This window comes from Modestobacter sp. VKM Ac-2977 (genome assembly GCF_026968045.1).
In the GTDB taxonomy this organism is placed as follows: domain Bacteria; phylum Actinomycetota; class Actinomycetes; order Mycobacteriales; family Geodermatophilaceae; genus Modestobacter.
In genome coordinates, this window is sequence record NZ_JAPVBQ010000004.1 from 300,742 (window position 1) to 316,531 (window position 15,790).

12 protein-coding genes are annotated in these 15,790 nt (G+C 75.6%); 6 read left to right on the forward strand and 6 right to left on the reverse strand.

All coding sequences use genetic code 11. From position 1 onward, the window contains the following. Positions 1–5: 5 nt before the first annotated feature. From mbhE to mnhG, 6 genes are read left to right on the forward strand one after another with little or no spacing between them, the layout of a single operon-like run. On the forward strand, positions 6–2,807 hold the full coding sequence (gene mbhE / locus O2V63_RS18045; RefSeq protein ID WP_269168902.1) for a hydrogen gas-evolving membrane-bound hydrogenase subunit E: 2,802 nt from the start codon (positions 6–8) through the stop codon (positions 2,805–2,807). Continuing rightward, positions 2,804–3,184 (forward strand): sodium:proton antiporter, encoded by a 381-nt coding sequence (locus tag O2V63_RS18050; protein WP_269168903.1) that lies wholly within the window; start codon positions 2,804–2,806, stop codon positions 3,182–3,184. The genes mbhE and O2V63_RS18050 overlap by 4 nt, the downstream gene beginning before the upstream one ends. After that, positions 3,181–4,731, forward strand: a complete 1,551-nt coding sequence (locus O2V63_RS18055) for a monovalent cation/H+ antiporter subunit D family protein (protein ID WP_269168904.1) — start codon at positions 3,181–3,183, stop codon at positions 4,729–4,731. The genes O2V63_RS18050 and O2V63_RS18055 overlap by 4 nt, the downstream gene beginning before the upstream one ends. Then, on the forward strand, positions 4,728–5,150 hold the full coding sequence (locus O2V63_RS18060; protein ID WP_269168905.1) for a Na+/H+ antiporter subunit E: 423 nt from the start codon (positions 4,728–4,730) through the stop codon (positions 5,148–5,150). Before O2V63_RS18055 ends, O2V63_RS18060 begins: the two co-directional genes overlap by 4 nt. 3 nt (positions 5,151–5,153) lie before the next feature. After that, the gene (locus O2V63_RS18065) at positions 5,154–5,411 is read left to right on the forward strand and encodes a monovalent cation/H+ antiporter complex subunit F (RefSeq protein ID WP_269168906.1); all 258 of its coding nucleotides are present in this window, start codon (positions 5,154–5,156) and stop codon (positions 5,409–5,411) included. Next, positions 5,408–5,761, forward strand: coding sequence for a monovalent cation/H(+) antiporter subunit G (gene mnhG, locus O2V63_RS18070; RefSeq protein WP_269168907.1), 354 nt, complete (start codon positions 5,408–5,410; stop codon positions 5,759–5,761). The genes O2V63_RS18065 and mnhG overlap by 4 nt, the downstream gene beginning before the upstream one ends. 21 nt (positions 5,762–5,782) lie before the next feature. Here the strand turns inward: mnhG and O2V63_RS18075 are convergent, their stop codons facing one another. The 6 genes from O2V63_RS18075 to moeZ all read right to left on the reverse strand — a co-directional run bounded on the left by O2V63_RS18075 (position 5,783) and on the right by moeZ (position 15,702). Further along, a complete protein-coding gene (locus O2V63_RS18075; RefSeq protein WP_269168908.1) occupies positions 5,783–9,133 on the reverse strand; it encodes an ATP-dependent helicase in 3,351 nt (1,116 codons plus the stop codon). Beyond that, on the reverse strand, positions 9,130–12,360 hold the full coding sequence (locus O2V63_RS18080) for an ATP-dependent helicase (RefSeq protein ID WP_269168909.1): 3,231 nt from the start codon (positions 12,358–12,360) through the stop codon (positions 9,130–9,132). The genes O2V63_RS18075 and O2V63_RS18080 overlap by 4 nt, the downstream gene beginning before the upstream one ends. Before the next feature lie 76 nt (positions 12,361–12,436). Next, complete coding sequence (locus tag O2V63_RS18085; RefSeq protein WP_269168910.1) at positions 12,437–12,754, reverse strand: MGMT family protein; 318 nt, start codon at positions 12,752–12,754, stop codon at positions 12,437–12,439. A gap of 10 nt (positions 12,755–12,764) precedes the next feature. Further along, positions 12,765–13,760 (reverse strand): hypothetical protein, encoded by a 996-nt coding sequence (locus O2V63_RS18090; protein ID WP_269168911.1) that lies wholly within the window; start codon positions 13,758–13,760, stop codon positions 12,765–12,767. Positions 13,761–13,859: 99 nt separating this feature from the next. Beyond that, positions 13,860–14,447, reverse strand: a complete 588-nt coding sequence (locus tag O2V63_RS18095; RefSeq protein ID WP_269168912.1) for a TIGR03086 family metal-binding protein — start codon at positions 14,445–14,447, stop codon at positions 13,860–13,862. A gap of 94 nt (positions 14,448–14,541) precedes the next feature. After that, positions 14,542–15,702 carry an adenylyltransferase/sulfurtransferase MoeZ gene (gene moeZ / locus O2V63_RS18100; protein ID WP_269168913.1) on the reverse strand — a complete coding sequence of 387 codons (1,161 nt, stop codon included), beginning with the start codon at positions 15,700–15,702 and terminating at the stop codon, positions 14,542–14,544. Positions 15,703–15,790 lie beyond the last annotated feature (88 nt).

Here is a 15,790-nt window from a genome sequence, read left to right on the forward strand (position 1 = left end):
GACCGGTGCTCCTCGCCGTCGCCCTGCTGGGCATGCTCGCGCTCGCCGTGGCCGCGCCGCCGCTGGCCCGGCGCCTCGGCCGCACCACCGGGTACCCGCTGGCGGCCGGTTACCTGGCGGTCGCGGCGCTGCTCGCCTCGACCGCCCCGCGGGTGTGGGCCGGTGAGACCGAGACCGCGTCGTGGGAGTGGCTGCCGTCGCTGGGCGTCTCGCTCTCACTGCGGCTGGACGGGGTCGCCGGCGTCTTCTGCCTCATCGTCCTCGGCGTCGGCGCCCTGGTCATGGCGTACTGCCCCGGCTACCTCGGCGACGACGAGCCGCACGGGACCGTCTACCTGCTGCTGACCCTCTTCGCGACCAGCATGCTCGGTCTCGTCCTGGCCGCCGACGTGGTGCTGCTGTACGTGTTCTGGGAGCTGACCACGGTCTGCTCCTTCTTCCTGATCTCCACCGCCGGGGCCGCCGCTGCCCGCCCGGCCCGGCAGGCCCTGCTGGTCACGGCGGCCGGCGGCCTGGCGCTGCTCGCCGCCGTGGTGCTGCTCACCGTCGCCGCCGGGACGACGGACCTGGCGACGATCCTCGCCGAGCCCGACCGGGTGCTGGACTCCGGGCTGGCCTGGCCGATCGGCGGGCTCCTCGTGCTGGCGGCGGCCACGAAGTCCGCGCAGCTGCCCTTCCACTTCTGGCTGCCCGGCGCGATGGTGGCCATGACGCCGGTGAGCGCCTACCTGCACTCGGCCACGATGGTCAAGGCCGGCATCTACCTGCTGCTGCGCTTCTCGCCGCTGTTCGCCGACGAGGCCGCGTGGTCCACGGCGTTGATCGGCGTCGGCCTGTTGACGGCGGTGACCGGCGCGTTCCTGGCCCTGCGCGAGAACGACCTGAAGGGGATCCTCGCCTACTCGACGGTGAGCCAGCTCGGCCTGCTGGTCGCGGTCATCGGCGTCGGGACGCCGGAGGCACTGGCGGCCGCGGTGCTGCACACCTTCGCCCACGCGCTGTTCAAGGCGACCCTGTTCATGCTCGCCGGGATCGTCGACGAGGAGACCGGGACCCGCGACATCCGGGAGCTCTCCGGCATGTGGCGGGCCATGCCGGTCACCGCGGCGACGACGGTGCTGGCCGCCCTCTCGTTGGCCGGGGTCATCCCGATGCTCGGCTTCGTGAGCAAGGAGTACCTGTTCATGGGGCTGCTCGAGGCCGAGGGCGCCCCGTGGGCCGGCCCGGCCGCCCTCGCGTTCGGCGTCACGGCGTCGGTGCTGACGTTCGCCTACGCCGCCCGGATCGTGCACGGCGGTTTCGGTGGCTCCGAACAGCACGCCGACGTCTCCGAGCCCCCGGCCGCCTTCCTGCTGCCCGGGGCCGTCGCCGCGGGGCTCGGCCTGGTGCTCGGTCCCGCGGTCAGCGTGCTGAGCCCGATGATCGTCTCGGCCGCCCGCGACGTCGCCCCGGCCGGAGACCCCCCGGAGGTGTACTTCTGGCACGGGTTCAGCCCGGAACTGGGCATGTCGGCGCTGACGATCGTGCTCGGCCTGGTCCTGTTTGCGTTCCGCGCCCCCGTCGACCGGGCGCTCCAGCGCCTCCGCCTCCCCGACGCCGGGCGGCTGTTCGACCGGGCGCACGACAGGGTGATCGCGCTCGGGCACGTGGTGGGCGCTCCGGAACGCACCTCCTCCCCTGCCGCCCACCTCAGCCGCCCGTTGGTGGCGTTGGTCGCGCTGGGGGGCGTGGGGGCCGTGCTCGTGAGCGGGCTGCCCGCCCGCGCCGACACCGACCGCCCCCTCGACTGGGTGGTCGCTGCGCTGCTGACCGTGGTGGTGCTGGCCGCGGTGCTGACCGGCTCCACCCTGGCGGCCGTGGGCCTGGTCGGCGTCACCGGCCTGCTCGTGGCGACGTGGTTCCTGCTCGCCGGCGCGCCCGACGTCGCGCTCACCCTGATGCTCGTCGAGGTGATGACCGCAGTGGTGGCGGTCCTGGTGCTGCGTGAGGTGCCGGGCCGGCTCGTGCGCACCCCGTGGCGCGAGGCCGTCCCGGCCGCGGCGCTGGCGCTGGGGGCCGGCGTGGCCGCGGCGCTGGCCACCCTCGCGTTCACCGGTCGCCGGGAGCTCTCCGCGGTCGGGGAGCACTTCCTGACCTCGACGGAGGAACAGACCGGCGGCACGAACGTCGTCAACACGATCCTGGTCGACTACCGGGGCCTGGACACCCTCGGCGAGGCTGTGGTGCTGGGCACGACCGCGCTGGGCACGGCCCTGGTCCTCGGCCGTTCCGAGCGGCGCCGCACCCCCGCGCCGGGCACGCCGGCCGGCCACCGGCGTGACGCCGTGCTGGAGGTCAGCAGCCGGGTGCTGGTGCCGGGCATGTTCGCGCTCTCCGCCTTCCTGCTCTGGCGGGGGCACGACGAGCCCGGCGGTGGCTTCATCGCCGCCCTGGTCGCCGGGGCCGCGATCGCACTGAGCCAGCTGACCTCCGGGCCGGACACCCTGCTGGGCAGGCTGACCGCGCCGGACCGGCTCGCCGGCGCCGGCCTGGTGCTCACCGTGGCCGTCGGGGCGCTGCCCACCGTGCAGGGCGAGGCGTTCCTGACCCCGGTCGAGCTGCCGCTGCTGCACTCCCTCGGGATCGGCTCCACGTTCCTGTTCGACCTCGGCGTCTACCTGCTGGTGCTGGGCCTCCTGGCGGCCGCGGTCACACGACTGGAGCACCCGGACCTCACCGATGACGACGACGAGCCGTGCCCTCCGGGCACCAGCTCCTCGGCCGCCGGTCCCCTGGTCACCGACCGGGTCCCGGAGCGGGCGCCGTGACGGCCGCGCTCGTGGTGGGCCTCCTGGTGGCCTCCGGGGTCTTCCTGCTGCTGCGCCGGGGGCTGCTCCGTGTCGTCCTGGGCTTCGTGCTGCTCGGGCACGCGGTGAACGTCCTGCTGGTCTCCGCCGGCGGCATGCAGCGACGCGGCGTGCCCCTGCTCGGGGAGGCCGAGGCCGACGTGGCCGCCGACCCACTGCCCCAGGCCTTCGTGCTGACCGCGGTGGTCATCACCTTCGGGATCACCGTGTACATGCTCGCCCTGGCCCGGGCGGGCGACCCGGGTGCGACGACCGGGGAGCCGGCACCCGGGGAGGACGCGGACCGAGGCGGCGAGGCCGCCGACCTCGACCAGCGCACCGAGGGTGGGCCGTCGTGACCGGCGGCCTCCTCGTCCTGCCCGTGGCCGGGCCGCTGCTGGTGGCCGGCCTGCTGGCACTCGTGCACCACCGGTGGCCGCACACCACCCGGCTCGACCGGGTGGTCGGGCCGGCCGCCGCCGGCGGGGTGCTGGTCTTCGCGGGGTTCCTGTTGGCCGCGACGTCGGGCGGTGCGGTGCCCGTGCTCCAGCTGGGTGGCTGGCAGCCGGGCATCGCGATCGTCTTCGCCGCGGACACCTTCAGCGCGGTGATGCTGGCGGTCACCTCACTGCTGGTGCTGGTCTCGCTGCCGTTCGCCGCGGCCCTCGGTGAGGACGAGGACCCGGCCTTCGTCCCGCTCGTGCTGGTCCTGCTGGCCGGGGTCTCCGGCGCAGTGCTCACCGCGGACCTGTTCAACCTGTTCGTCTTCATCGAGGTCATGCTCGTGCCGAGCTACCTGCTGTTCGCGGCGGGCGGCGGGGCCGAGCGGCTGGCCGCCGCCCGGCTGTACGTGAGCATCAGCCTGATGGCCTCCACCGTCCTGCTCGCCGGGGTCGGTCTCGTCTACGGCGTCGCGGGCACGGTGAACCTGGGTGAGCTGGCCGGCGCCGCGGAGTCGTCGCCGGCCGTCGGGTTCGCCGCGGCGGTCGTGCTGCTCGCGCTGGGCGTGAAGTCGGCGGTCGTCCCGCTGCACGGCTGGCTGCCGCAGACCTACTCGCGGACCGGTCCCGCGGTCGCCGCGCTCTTCTCGGGGTTGCTCACCAAGGTCGGCGTCTACGCGGTCATCCGGCTGTACTCGGTCGTCTACGGCGGCGCACCGCGGTACCTCTGGGTGATAATGGCCGTCGCCCTGCTGACCATGGTGGTCGGCGTGCTGGGTGCGGTCGGCGAGCACGCGATGCGGCCGGTCCTCATCTTCCACATGGTGAGCCAGATCGGCTACGTCTTCGTCGGGCTGGCCCTGTCCACGGCCACTGGGCTGAGCGCCACGGTGTTCTTCCTGGTCCAGTACGTGCTGGTCAAGACAGCGCTGCTGATGTGCGCCGGGGTGGTGGAGCACCGCTACGGGACCGGCGACCTCGACCGGCTCGGCGGCCTGGCCCGTCGGGAACCGCTGCTGGCCGGTGTCTTCGCGGTCGCCGCGCTCACGCTGGCGGGCATCCCACCGCTGTCGGGGTTCGTCGCCAAGCTCGGGCTGGCCTCGGCGGCCGCCGCGGCGGGGCACCACCTGGCCGTGGCCCTCATCGTCGGCGTGAGCCTGCTGACCCTGCTGTCGATGGTGAAGCTGTGGAACGGCGTGTTCTGGGAGCCGCCCGACGAGCAGCCCGGTGCGGACGGGGACGCCGAGCCCGGCGAGGCCTCGGCCGCCGCGGACGGCGGTGCGTCGCCCGTGGCCAGCGCCCTCGGGAGCCGGGTACGGCCGCTGGTGCTCGCCCCGCCGCTGTTCCTGGCCGCGTCCGCCGTCGTGCTCGGGCTCTGGGCCGAGCCGCTGCTCTCGCTCAGCACCGTGGCCGGTGCCGACCTGGCCGACCCCGCTGCCTACGTGGCGGCGGTGACCGGGCGATGAGCACCGACGCCGGGGCCGGTCCGGCCTCGCTGCCACAGCGCGGTGCCCTGCGTACCTGGCGGGTCACCGCCTTCGCCGGGCAGTTCCTCCTCCGGTTCCTGCGCGCGAACCTCGCGGTCGCCCGGGAGGTCCTGACCCCCGGGCTCCAGGTGGCGCCGGCCGTGGTGGTCATCCCGGTGCGCAGCCGGACACCGTTCGAGGTGGCGTCGTTCATGAGCCTGATCGCCCTGACCCCCGGCACGCTGCCGATCGAACTGGACCGGGAACGGCGGCTGCTGACCGTGCACGGGATGCACGCCGGGGACCCGGACGCGTTCCGCGCCGAACTGAGCGACCTGGAGGACCAGATGCTGACTGCCTGGCGGCCGGTGACCGAGCAGCCCGAGGACCGGGCCCCCGACGACGACCGCCGGAGCTGAGCGGTGTTCGTGCTGGACGGAGCGCTCGTCGTGCTGGCCCTGTGCCTGCTGGTCGCCACCTGGCGGCTGTGGGCCGGACCCACCGCCGCCGACCGGGCGCTGGCCGTCGACTACGGCTTCGTGGTCGTCGTCGCCGGCATCGCCGTGCTGGCCGTGCGGCTGCGCACCCCGGCACTGCTGGACCTGGTCCTCGTCGCGACGCTGGTCGGCTTCCTGTCCACGGTGGCCTTCGCGCGGCTGGTCGCGGAGCGGTCCCGATGACCCTGCAGAGCGTGCTGGGCCAGGGCCTGGCGATCGTCGGCGTCCTGCTGATCGGCGCGGCGGGGGTCGGCCTGGTGCGGCTGCCGGACGTCTACAACCGGGCCAACGCAGCCACCAAGGCAGCGAGCCTCGGCCTGGTCTGCGTGCTGTTCGGCGTGGTCGTGCTCGCGCCGGGGGTGTCGGCGGTGGTGACCCTGCTGGTCGCCATCGCCCTGCAGCTGTTCACCGTGCCCATCGCGGGCTACAAGATCGCCGAGGCCGCGCACCTGTCCGGCGCACCGCTGGCACCGTCGACCGTCCGCGACGAGCGGGACGATCCCGGGCCGGAGGGCGAGGCCGACCGCAGGTGAGGCACCGAGCCGCGCGGCCCCTCAGCCGGCCGGGCGCCCGGCGACCAGGGCGAGCAGGCCGTCCTCGTCGAGCAGGTCGACCGGGCGCAGCGTGACCCCGGCGGCGACGTGGTGGAACCCGGCGCTGACCCGCTCCACCGGCACGCCGGTCAGCCGGGACCAGCCGAGCCGGTAGGCGGCCAGCTGGACGCCGGCGGCAGCGAGCTCGGCGGCCCCCGGCACGGGGCCGGTCTTCCAGTCGATGACCTCGAAGCCCCCGTCGGGGGTGGCGTAGACGGCGTCGATCCGGCCGCGCAGGGTGAGCGGCCCCAGCGGTGTCTCGAACGGCGCCTCGACGTCCACCGGCTGGCGGTCTGCCCACTCCCCGGCCAGGAACGCCTCCTGCAGCGCGGTGAGCGCGGCATCGGGGGCCGCGCCGGCGTCACCGCTGCCGGGCAGCTCGTCCAGGTCGATCAGCCGGGCAGCACCGAAGCGCTCCTCCAGCCAGGCGTGGAAGGCGGTGCCCCGCCGGGCCAGCGGTGCCGGCGCGGCCGGCATCGGCCGGCGCAGCCGGCGGGCCAGCTCACCGGGGTCGCGGCGCAGCGCGACCAGCGCGGAGACCGACAGGTGGGCGGGCAGCGGGACGTCGACGGTGCCGCGGGAGTGCTCGGCCCGCTCGCGCAACAGCAGGTCGGCGTCCCGCAGCCACTCGGCGACCAGCGGGTCGTCGGTCGCGCCGAGCGCCTCGGTGGTCAGCGGGTGCGGCTCGGTGCCGGCGACCAGGTCGGCGGCGGCGGTGAGCGAGCGGCGGCGGCCGGTCGACAACGGGTCGGTCGGCCACACGCCCACCGGCCACTCGGCCAGGGCAGGGTTCTCCGCGTCGTCCGCCGGGGGCTCGGCCCACGCGTCGACGACACCGGCGCCGTCCTCGCAGGCGCCCTTGACCGCCAGCAGCAGGGACGACGGCCCGCAGACGGTCTTGCCGTCGCGCCACCAGCTGCCCGAGCACAGCAGCAGGTGCTTGGCCCGGGTCACCGCGACGTAGCCGAGCCGGATCTCCTCGGCCAGCCCGAAGTCCTTCCACTCCTCGACGTAGTCGACCAGGGCGTCGCGGACCGCGGCCTGGTCACCGGAACCGGGTACCGGCAGGTGCAGCCGCGGCAGCTCGGCGCGGTCGGTGGCCCGCAGGTCGACCGGGACGGCGCCGGGATCGCGGATCCAGGAGTCCGAGGCGTCGCCCTTGGCGGGGAACTGCCCCACGGTCATCCCGGGCACCGCGACGACGTCCCACTCCAGGCCCTTCGCCGAGTGCCCGGTGAGCAGCTGGACCGCCTCCGGGTTGACGGCCACCTCGCCGGGCTCCAGGCCCCGCTCCCGCACCTCGGCGTCGGCGAGGTAGCCGAGGAAGGCCGGCAGCGAGGGCAGCTCGGCGAGCTCGGAGAACTCGGCGGCGACCTCGTGCAGTGCGTCCAGGTGCGTGCGGGCGCCGCCGGGGGTCACGTCCGGGTGGCTGGCCAGCTCGGTCTCCAGGCCGAGGCTGCGGACCACCTCGTCGACCAGGTCGGGCAGCGACTCACCCAGCCGGGAGCGCAGCCCGGACAGCTCGTTGGCCAGCCGCCGGAGCCGCCGGTGCCCCTCGGGCGAGTACGCGTCGCGGCGGCCGAGGTCGTCGAGCGCTTCGACGATGCTCCCGCGCTCCCGCGGCAGGACCGGGCTCGCCGGGGCACCGGCCTCCGGCGGGGTGCCGTCCTCGACCGGTTCCGGCGACGGGCTGCGGCGCTCCCGGACCAGCGCCCGGGACCGCGCCTCCAGCGCGGCCAGGTCGCGCGGCCCGATCCGCCAGCGGGCGCCGGTGAGCAGCCGGCCCAGCGCGTCCCCGGCGCTCGGGTCGACCAGCACCCGCAGGGTGGCCACCACGTCGGAGACCTCGGGCACGTCCAGCAGCCCACCCAGCCCGACCACCTCGACCGGCAGGCCCCGGGCCCGCAGCGCGGCGGCGATGCCGGGCAGCTGGGCGCGGCGCCGGGCGAGCACGGCGATGGTCGGACGCGGCACGCCGCCGTCCTCCGGGCTGCCCTTCCAGCACTGCTCGAGCCGGTCGGCGAGCGCCTCGGTCTCCTCGGCGACCGTGTCGTACAGCCCGCAGTGCACCGCGCCGGCTCCGGCGACCGGGGAGGGCTGCAGGTCCGGCAGCGGCTGCTCGGGCTCGGGCAGCGTGGCGGCCACCGTGTTGGCCACCGCGAGCACCGCCTGGTCGTTGCGCCAGCTGGTGGACAGGGTGAGCCGCTCGGCCGGGCGCTCGGGGGTGCCGGGGAAGGTCCGGTCGAACCGCTCGATCGTCCCGGCGGAGGCGCCGCGCCAGCCGTAGATGGACTGCCGCGGGTCACCGACGGCCAGCACCGGGTGCCCGCCCGGGCCGCCGAAGAGCGCCTCCAGCATCCGCAGCTGGCCGACGCTGGTGTCCTGGTACTCGTCGAGCAGCACGACCCGCCACCGGGCACGCTCCCGCCGGCCCACCTCGGCGGAGCTGACGGCGACCCGCGCGGCCAGGGAGACCTGGTCGGCGTAGTCGATCGCCCCGGCCGCCCGCTTGCGCGCCTGGAACGCCTCGACCATCGGCAGCAGGGCGACCCGGGCCCGCTGCCGGGCCACCAGCTTGAGCACCTCCGCGTAGGGCCCCTTCTTCCGCCCGGCGTCTGCGTAGCCGCGCAGCTGGGACTCGAACCGCGCCGTCCAGGCCCGCAGGGCGTCGGGGGTGATGTCGTGCTCCCCGAGTTCGGCGGCGAGCTGGAGCACGTCCTCGGTGGTGGTGACCAGGCCGAGCGCGACGTCGCTCATGTCGCCGGTGTGCGCGGCCACGGCGGTCGCCGCCTGGCCCCAGCACATGGCCGGCCCGAGCACGCCGGACCCGGGCTCGACGCCGATCCGCAGCCCGTGCTCGGCGACGATGCTGGCCGCGTAGCCGTGGTAGGTCGCCACCGTCGGTGCCGCCACGGCGAGCCGCTCGCGCAGTGCCGGGTCGGTGTCCGGGTGCTCGGCGAGCGCGGCCAGCCGCTTGCGCACCCGGGCGTTGAGCTCGCTGGCCGCCTTGCGGGTGAACGTCAGGCCGAGCACCGCCTCCGGCGCGACGAGCTGGTTGGCGACCAGCCAGGCGACCCGGGCGGCCATCGTCTCGGTCTTCCCCGACCCGGCGCCGGCGACCACCACCAGCGGCCGGTCGACCGGAGCGGCGACCACGCCGGCCTGCTCCGCCGACGGCGAGTGGCCGACACCGCTGCGGGCAGCGGTCTCGGCGGGGGTCAGCAGCCGCGGCGGCTCCGGCGCGACGACCGGCACCATGCCGGGGAGGTCGAAACTGAGCTGCCCGTCGGCGGCAGTGGCCCGCGGCGTCATCGGGTCACCTGCCGGCCGGACTCCTGCATCGGGCAGCTGCGGCGGAAGGCGCACCGCTCGCAGTCGGTGTCGGTGCGTGCCACGAACTCCCCCGCTCCCATGCCCGCGCCGACCTCGGCGATCAGCTCGCCGGCCCAGCTCTCCCGCGGGTCGACGTCGACGGGCAGCGGCGGCTGCACGTGCTCCTTGGCCGCCTTCTGTGAGCCACCCACCTGCAGCAGCGCCGCGCCGCCGGTGGCGGTGCCGTGTTCGGCGAAGGCGCCCTCGGTGACGGCGAGCTGGTAGGCCGCCAGCTGCCCGTGCTCCGCCACGTCCCGGGGCGCGGTCTTGCCGGTCTTCAGGTCCACGACGACCAGCCGGCCCTCGGCGTCGCGTTCCAGCCGGTCGACCTGCCCACGCAGCCGGGCCCGGCCGACCGTGACGTCGAAGTCCTCCTCCGCGGCGATCAGCTCCCGGTCGGCGCGGGTGTGCCAGGCCAGGAACTTGGTCAGCATCTCCTGGGCCCGGTCGCGCTGGCGCTGGTCGAACCAGCCCGGCCCCAGGTCCAGGCCGTCCAGCTCGGTGTCCAGCACGGCGGGGGCGTCGGCGGGCAGCAGCCCCTCGGCCACCTGCTGGGCGACGTCGTGCACCGCGGACCCCACCGTGCGGGTGGCCTCCGGAGCCGCCTCGGCGCCGACCGCGCCGAGCACCCAGCGCAGCGGGCACCGCTGGAAGGTGTCGATCGCCGAGGGCCGGACGGGCACCACCTCGGCCGGGTCGACCAGCGGCGCGTCGTCGGACAGCGGGGCCAGCCCCCACCAGCCCGATGGGTCGGCCCCGGGCACCCGCTCCTCGGCCAGCCGGCGCAGCACCGCGGCGGCGCTGGCCCGACGGGCCGGTGGCGTGTGCGGGTCGGTGAGGTGCCGGCGCAGCTCGGCGACGAGCGCGGGGAGGGTCAGCTGCCGCGGCAACGGGGTGTGCGGCCGGGCGCCGTCCCCGTCAGCGGGGGGCGGCACCACGAGGTCCAGGAAGCGCGAGGCGGTCGCCCCGGCGTCACCGCCGTCCAGCGCGCCGTCGACGGCGGTGACCAGCAGCCGGCGCCTCGCTCGGGTGCAGGCCACGTAGAACAGCCGCCGCTCCTCGGCCATCGCCTGGGTGCGCCGGTCCAGGGTGGCCGGGTCGGTGCCACCGGCGGCATCGACCAGGTCCTCGGCGCCGAGCAGGCTGACCCGGCTGCGCAGATCGGGCCAGATGCCCTCCTGCACCCCGGCGACGCAGACCAGGTCCCACTCCAGGCCCTTGGCCGCATGGGCGGTGAGCAGCCGCACCGTCTCCCCCATCGGTGCCCGTGCGGCGCCGCTGTCACCGGGCAGCTGCTGCGCACCCAGGTGCTGCACGAACGCGGCCACGGGAGCGTGCGGGAGGCGGTCGACGAAGCCGGCGGCGGCGTCGAACAGCGAGACGACGGCGTCCAGGTCACGGTCGGCCACCGCACCCGAGGGGCCCCCGGCCGCGCTGGCCCGCGCCCACCGGGCGGCCAGCCCGCTGGCCTGCCACATCGCCCACAGGACGTCCTCGGCGCTCCCGTCGGCCGCCAGCGAGAGCCGGCCGGCCGACAGCACCCGGGCCACCCGCAGCGCCGGCCGGGCCAGGTGCTCGGGCAGGGCGTCGAGCAGGGTGGCGTCGGCCAGCACCACCGCCAACGGCGCCCCCCGGACCGTCGGGTCCTCACCCCGGGTGGCCAGCTCGCGGCGGACGGCCCGGCGCAGCCGCCGCAGGTCCAGCACCGTCGCCCCACCCAGCGGGGAGGCGAGCAGGGCCTCCGCGCCGGGCTCGCCCAGCCCGGTCTCCACCGGCAGCTCGGCATCCGCAGCCGTGTCGGCAGCGGCCGGCAGCAGTGCGGTGAGCGCGGCCAGCAGCGGCTGGACGGCGGGCTGACCGGCGAGCGCGACGTCGTCGGCGGAGACGGCGACCGGCACCCCGGCCTGGCTCAGCGCCCGGCGGACCGGGCCGAGGCCGGCGGTGGCCGATCGGACCACCACCGCCATCTGCGACCACGGCACGCCGTCCAGCAGGTGTGCGCGGCGCATGGTGTCGGCGAGGAAGGCGGCCTCGGTGGACGGGGAGTCGAAGACGTGCACCTCGGCGCTGCCGGGAGCGGTGTGCTCCCCCGCCTGCAGCCGGCGGTGCTCCCACGGTCCGGGCAGCCCCTCGGCGACCCGCCGGCTGACGGCGAGCAGCTCGGTGCCCGAGCGGCGGCAGACGCCCAGGGAGAGCCGGTCGGCCGGCCGGCCGTCGCGGTGCCGGAACCGGCTCGGGAAGTCGATGATCCCGCGCGGCTCGGCGCCACGGAACGCGTAGATCGCCTGGTCCGGGTCGCCGACGACGACCAGGTCGCCCCCGCCCCCGGCGAGCAGCTCGACCAGCTCGACCTGCGCCGGGTCGGTGTCCTGGTACTCGTCGACGAACAGCCAGCCCGCCCGCTCCCGCTCGGTGCGCAGCAGCTCCGGGTCGTCGTGCAGCTCGTCGATGGCGGTGCGGACCAGCTCGGCCGGGTCGTAGCCCGACGCCCCGCCGCGGGCGACCGTGGCGAAGTACGAGACGTCCTGGTACTGCCGGAGGAAGTCCGCGGCCGCCTCCCAGTGCGGCAGCCCGCGCTCACGCCCCCAGGCGGACAGCCGCCGGCTGTCGATCCCGCGTTCGGTGGCCCGCAGCAGCAGCTCGCGCAGCTCGTCTCGGAAGCCGTCGGTGCCCAGCGCGGCGGCCAGCTCGGCGGGCCAGCGGACGGCGCCCTCCTCGTCGGCGTCCCCGCGCAGCAGCTCGGCCAGCACGGCGTCCTGCTCGGCGGAGGTCAGCAACCGCGGCGCGGGCTCACCGCGCAGCACCGCGGCCCGGCGCAGCACCCCGAAGGCGTAGGAGTGGAAGGTGCGGGCCACCGGCTCCCGGATGGTGCGCCCGACCCGGGCGGTGATCCGGGTGCGCAGCTCGGCGGCGGCCTTGCGGCTGAAGGTGAGGACCAGCAGCCGCTCGGGGTCGGCGCCGGCGTCGATCCGCGCGGCGACCGCCTCGACGATCGTGGTCGTCTTCCCGGTGCCGGGGCCGGCCAGGACCAGCAGCGGACCGCCCTGGTGGTCGACCACCGCCTGCTGGGTCGGGTCGAGCTGCGGGCGGACCACCGGCTCCGGCTCCGACTGCACCAGCCGGTACACCGGCCCCGCGACACCCGCCGACGACTCGGCCGTGACCACCGCTGGACTGCCCGCCTCCCCCCGCACACCCCGATGAGACCACGGGGGTACGACAGTCCTGTTCAGGCAGTCCGGCTCAGGCGTCGTCCGGCCAGCCCACGGCGGCCAGGTCGACCCGCGCACCGCGCAGCGGCACGCCCTCCCCGGCCAGCAGCTCCAGCTGCCGCACCCGCACCGGCTCGGCCGCCGTCCCGTCGGCGCGCACGACCCGGTGCCACGGCACGGCCGCGCCACCGGCGGACAGCGCCCGGGCGACCCGGCGCGGTCCCACCCCGACCAGGCGTCCGATCGCGCCGTAGGTGCTCACCCGCCCCGGCGGGATCGCCTCGACGGCGTCGTAGACGGCCTCGTCGACGTCCTCCGCCGAGCGCGGCTCGGGTCCGGGAGCTCCCACGGTGCCGGCCTCAGCCGGTGAAGTCGCTGTTGACCGTCCACCACTCGTACAGGTCGGCGACCTCCTCCTGCGTCGTCCCGGGAGCGTGGACCGCGCCCTCGATCAGGTACTCGTCGTCGGTCCAGACGATCACCGCGTCGCCGTCGGGCAGCAGGGCACAGGCCACCAGGCCACCGGTGACGCCGTCGGGGTAGGTCCACTCGCCGTAGCCGGTGGTGGTCGAGCAGTCGTCGTCCCCGGACCACTCGCTGAGCCCCAGCTCGGCGGCGTCGGCGGCGAAGACCGAGTCCAGCGTGGGCACGTCCGGGTACCGGTGGTAGACCGCACCGGCCGGGCCCGGCTGGGTGAGCGCGGGCCCGCACTCGGCCGCAGCGAGGTCCCCGTCGCCGCGGAGTCCCCGCTCCTGGCAGTCGGTGAAGTCGCTGGGCAGTTGCGCCAGCAGGTCGTCCGGAGCGGGCGCCGGTGGAGTGGTCGGCGCGGACGACGACGCGGACGACGCGGACGACGACGCGGACGGCGCGGAGGACGGCGCGGACGAGGAGGCCGACGACGAGCTGGTCCCGGCGGCCGTCGGCACGGGGCCCTCCTCGTCCCCGGTCAGGGTGAGGGTGAGGACCACCGCGACGACCACGAGCAGCAGCAGCGCCGCGATGATGGCGAGGACGGTGGTCCGCTTCGTGCGGTCGTCGTCACCACCGGAGCCACTCGACCCGCCGGGCTCGCCCCGACCGGGGCCGCCGAACCCGCCCACCTGGGTGGGCTGGTCGCCGTAGCCGGGCGGGCGGGGCGCACCCCATCCCCCGGGACCGGGCGGGGGGCCGTACCCGCCGGGCGGCTGCCCCGGCCCGGGCTGGCCCCAGCCGCCACCGGGCTGCCCCGGTGGCTGACCCCAGCCACCCGGCTGACCCGGCTGCTGACCCCAGCCACCGCCCTGCGGCGGCCAGCCACCCGACGGCGACGAGCCGTCCGGGCCGTACGGGGGCGGGCCCTGGGGTGGCTGGCTCATCGTGCGACCTCCGGCTCGGCTGTGTCGGGACGGCAGCCTAGGCCGCAGGTGCCCTGCCCGACCGGGGTGTCCGCACCGACGGCGCGTCCGGCGGGCCGGTCAGGCCCGGCGGCCGAACCGGGCCAGCAGGCGCGTCTGCAGGTCCGCGCCCGGCGGCACCTCGACCAGGGCGTCGAACACCCCGGGCACCCCGTCCTCGCCGAGGTGCTCCTCGGCGTAGCGGAACGCCTCGGCCACGAGCTCGGGGTCCAGCTCGGTGTCCCCGTCGACCGCCCGGGCGAGGTCCCAGGCGTGCACGGTGAGGTCGACGGTCATCTCGATCAGGTAGTCGCTCGCCGGTGCGGGCCCGGAGGACAGCCGCACGGTGCGGGACAGCGCGTCGTCGGCGGCCCAGGCGGTCAGCGCGGCGTCGGCCGCGGACTCCCAGGCCGACAGCGGGTCCTCGCCCAGCAGCTCGGCCGGGTCGGTCGGGACGCGGGGACCGATGTCGTCCGGCGACTCTCCGGCCAGCAGCAGCGGGACCCACAGCTGCTCACCGGTCAGGTGGGCCACCAGGTCCACGACGCTCCACTCCGGCAGCGCGGGGGCGTCCCACTCACCGGGCTCGACGGCGTCCACCCGGTCGGTGAACTGCGCCTGGGCGCGCTGGTACCGCATCAAGAGGTCGGCACGGCGGGGATCGGGCATGCCCCCAGTAGAACGCAGCCGGGCCCCGGCACGCGCAGTGGCGTACCGGGGCCCGGCTGAGGTGCTGGAACGGCCCCCGAGCGAGGGGGTCCGCTCAGTAGGTCGGCAGTGCCTTGTCGATGCGCGTGGCCCACGCGGTCACGCCGCCCTGGACGTGCACGGCGTCCTTGAAGCCGGCGTTCTTGACCGCGGCGAGCGCCTCGGCCGAACGGACACCGGTCTTGCAGTGCAGCACGATCGGCTTGTCCTGCGGCAGCTGCGCCAGCGCCCGGCCGGAGAGGATCTCGTCCTTCGGGACCAGCTTCGCGCCCGGGATGGAGACGATCTCGTACTCGTTGGGCTCCCGGACGTCGATCAGCTCGAAGTCCTTGCCGGCGTCCATCATGTCCTTGAGCTCGTCGACGGTGATCGTCGAACCCGCGGCGGCCTCCTGGGCCTCCTCGGACACGACACCACAGAACGCCTCGTAGTCGATGAGGCCGGTGATCGGCTCGCCCTCCGGGTCCTTGCGGACCTTGATCTCGCGGAAGGTCATCTCCAGGGCGTCGTAGACCATGAGCCGGCCGAGCAGCGTCTCGCCGATTCCGGTGATGAGCTTGACCGCCTCGGTGGCCTGGATGGCGCCGACGGTCGCGCAGAGCACGCCCAGGACACCGCCCTCGGCGCAGGAGGGGACCATCCCGGGCGGCGGCGGCACCGGGTAGAGGTCGCGGTAGTTGGGCCCGTGCTCGTTCCAGAAGACCGAGACCTGGCCGTCGAACCGGTAGATCGAGCCCCAGACGTAGGGCTTGTCCAGCAGCACGCAGGCGTCGTTCACCAGGTAGCGGGTGGCGAAGTTGTCGGTGCCGTCGACGATCAGGTCGTACTGGCTGAAGATCTCCTCGACGTTGGAGGAGTCCAGCCGGGTCTCGTGCAGCCGCACGTCGACCAGCGGGTTGATCTCCTTGATCGAGTCGCGGGCGCTCTCGGCCTTGGACCGGCCGACGTCGGACTGGCCGTGGATGATCTGGCGCTGCAGGTTCGACTCGTCGACGGTGTCGAACTCGACGATGCCGAGCGTGCCGACACCGGCCGCAGCCAGGTACATGAGCACCGGCGAGCCGAGGCCGCCGGCACCGACGGCCAGCACCTTGGCGTTCTTGAGCCGCTTCTGCCCGTCCATCCCGACGTCGGGGATGATCAGGTGGCGGCTGTAGCGGCGGACCTCGTCGATGGACAGGTCGGCGGCGGGCTCCACCAGGGGTGGCAACTGCACGGAGCGCTCCTCACAACTGTGGTCACAGGGCTGGCCGGCTCCAGAGGCCGGTGTCCTGCACTGCCCAACAGCGTGGCACGCCGCCCTC

Coding starts and splice junctions, on each gene's coding strand:
- mnhG (WP_269168907.1), top strand. CDS start 5,408: ATGACCCTGCAGAGCGTGCTGGGCCAGGGCCTGGCGATCGTCGGCGTC.
- O2V63_RS18060 (WP_269168905.1), top strand. CDS start 4,728: ATGAGCACCGACGCCGGGGCCGGTCCGGCCTCGCTGCCACAGCGCGGT.
- O2V63_RS18090 (WP_269168911.1), bottom strand. CDS start 13,760: ATGAGCCAGCCACCCCAGGGCCCGCCCCCGTACGGCCCGGACGGCTCG.
- O2V63_RS18095 (WP_269168912.1), bottom strand. CDS start 14,447: ATGCCCGATCCCCGCCGTGCCGACCTCTTGATGCGGTACCAGCGCGCC.
- O2V63_RS18075 (WP_269168908.1), bottom strand. CDS start 9,133: ATGACGCCGCGGGCCACTGCCGCCGACGGGCAGCTCAGTTTCGACCTC.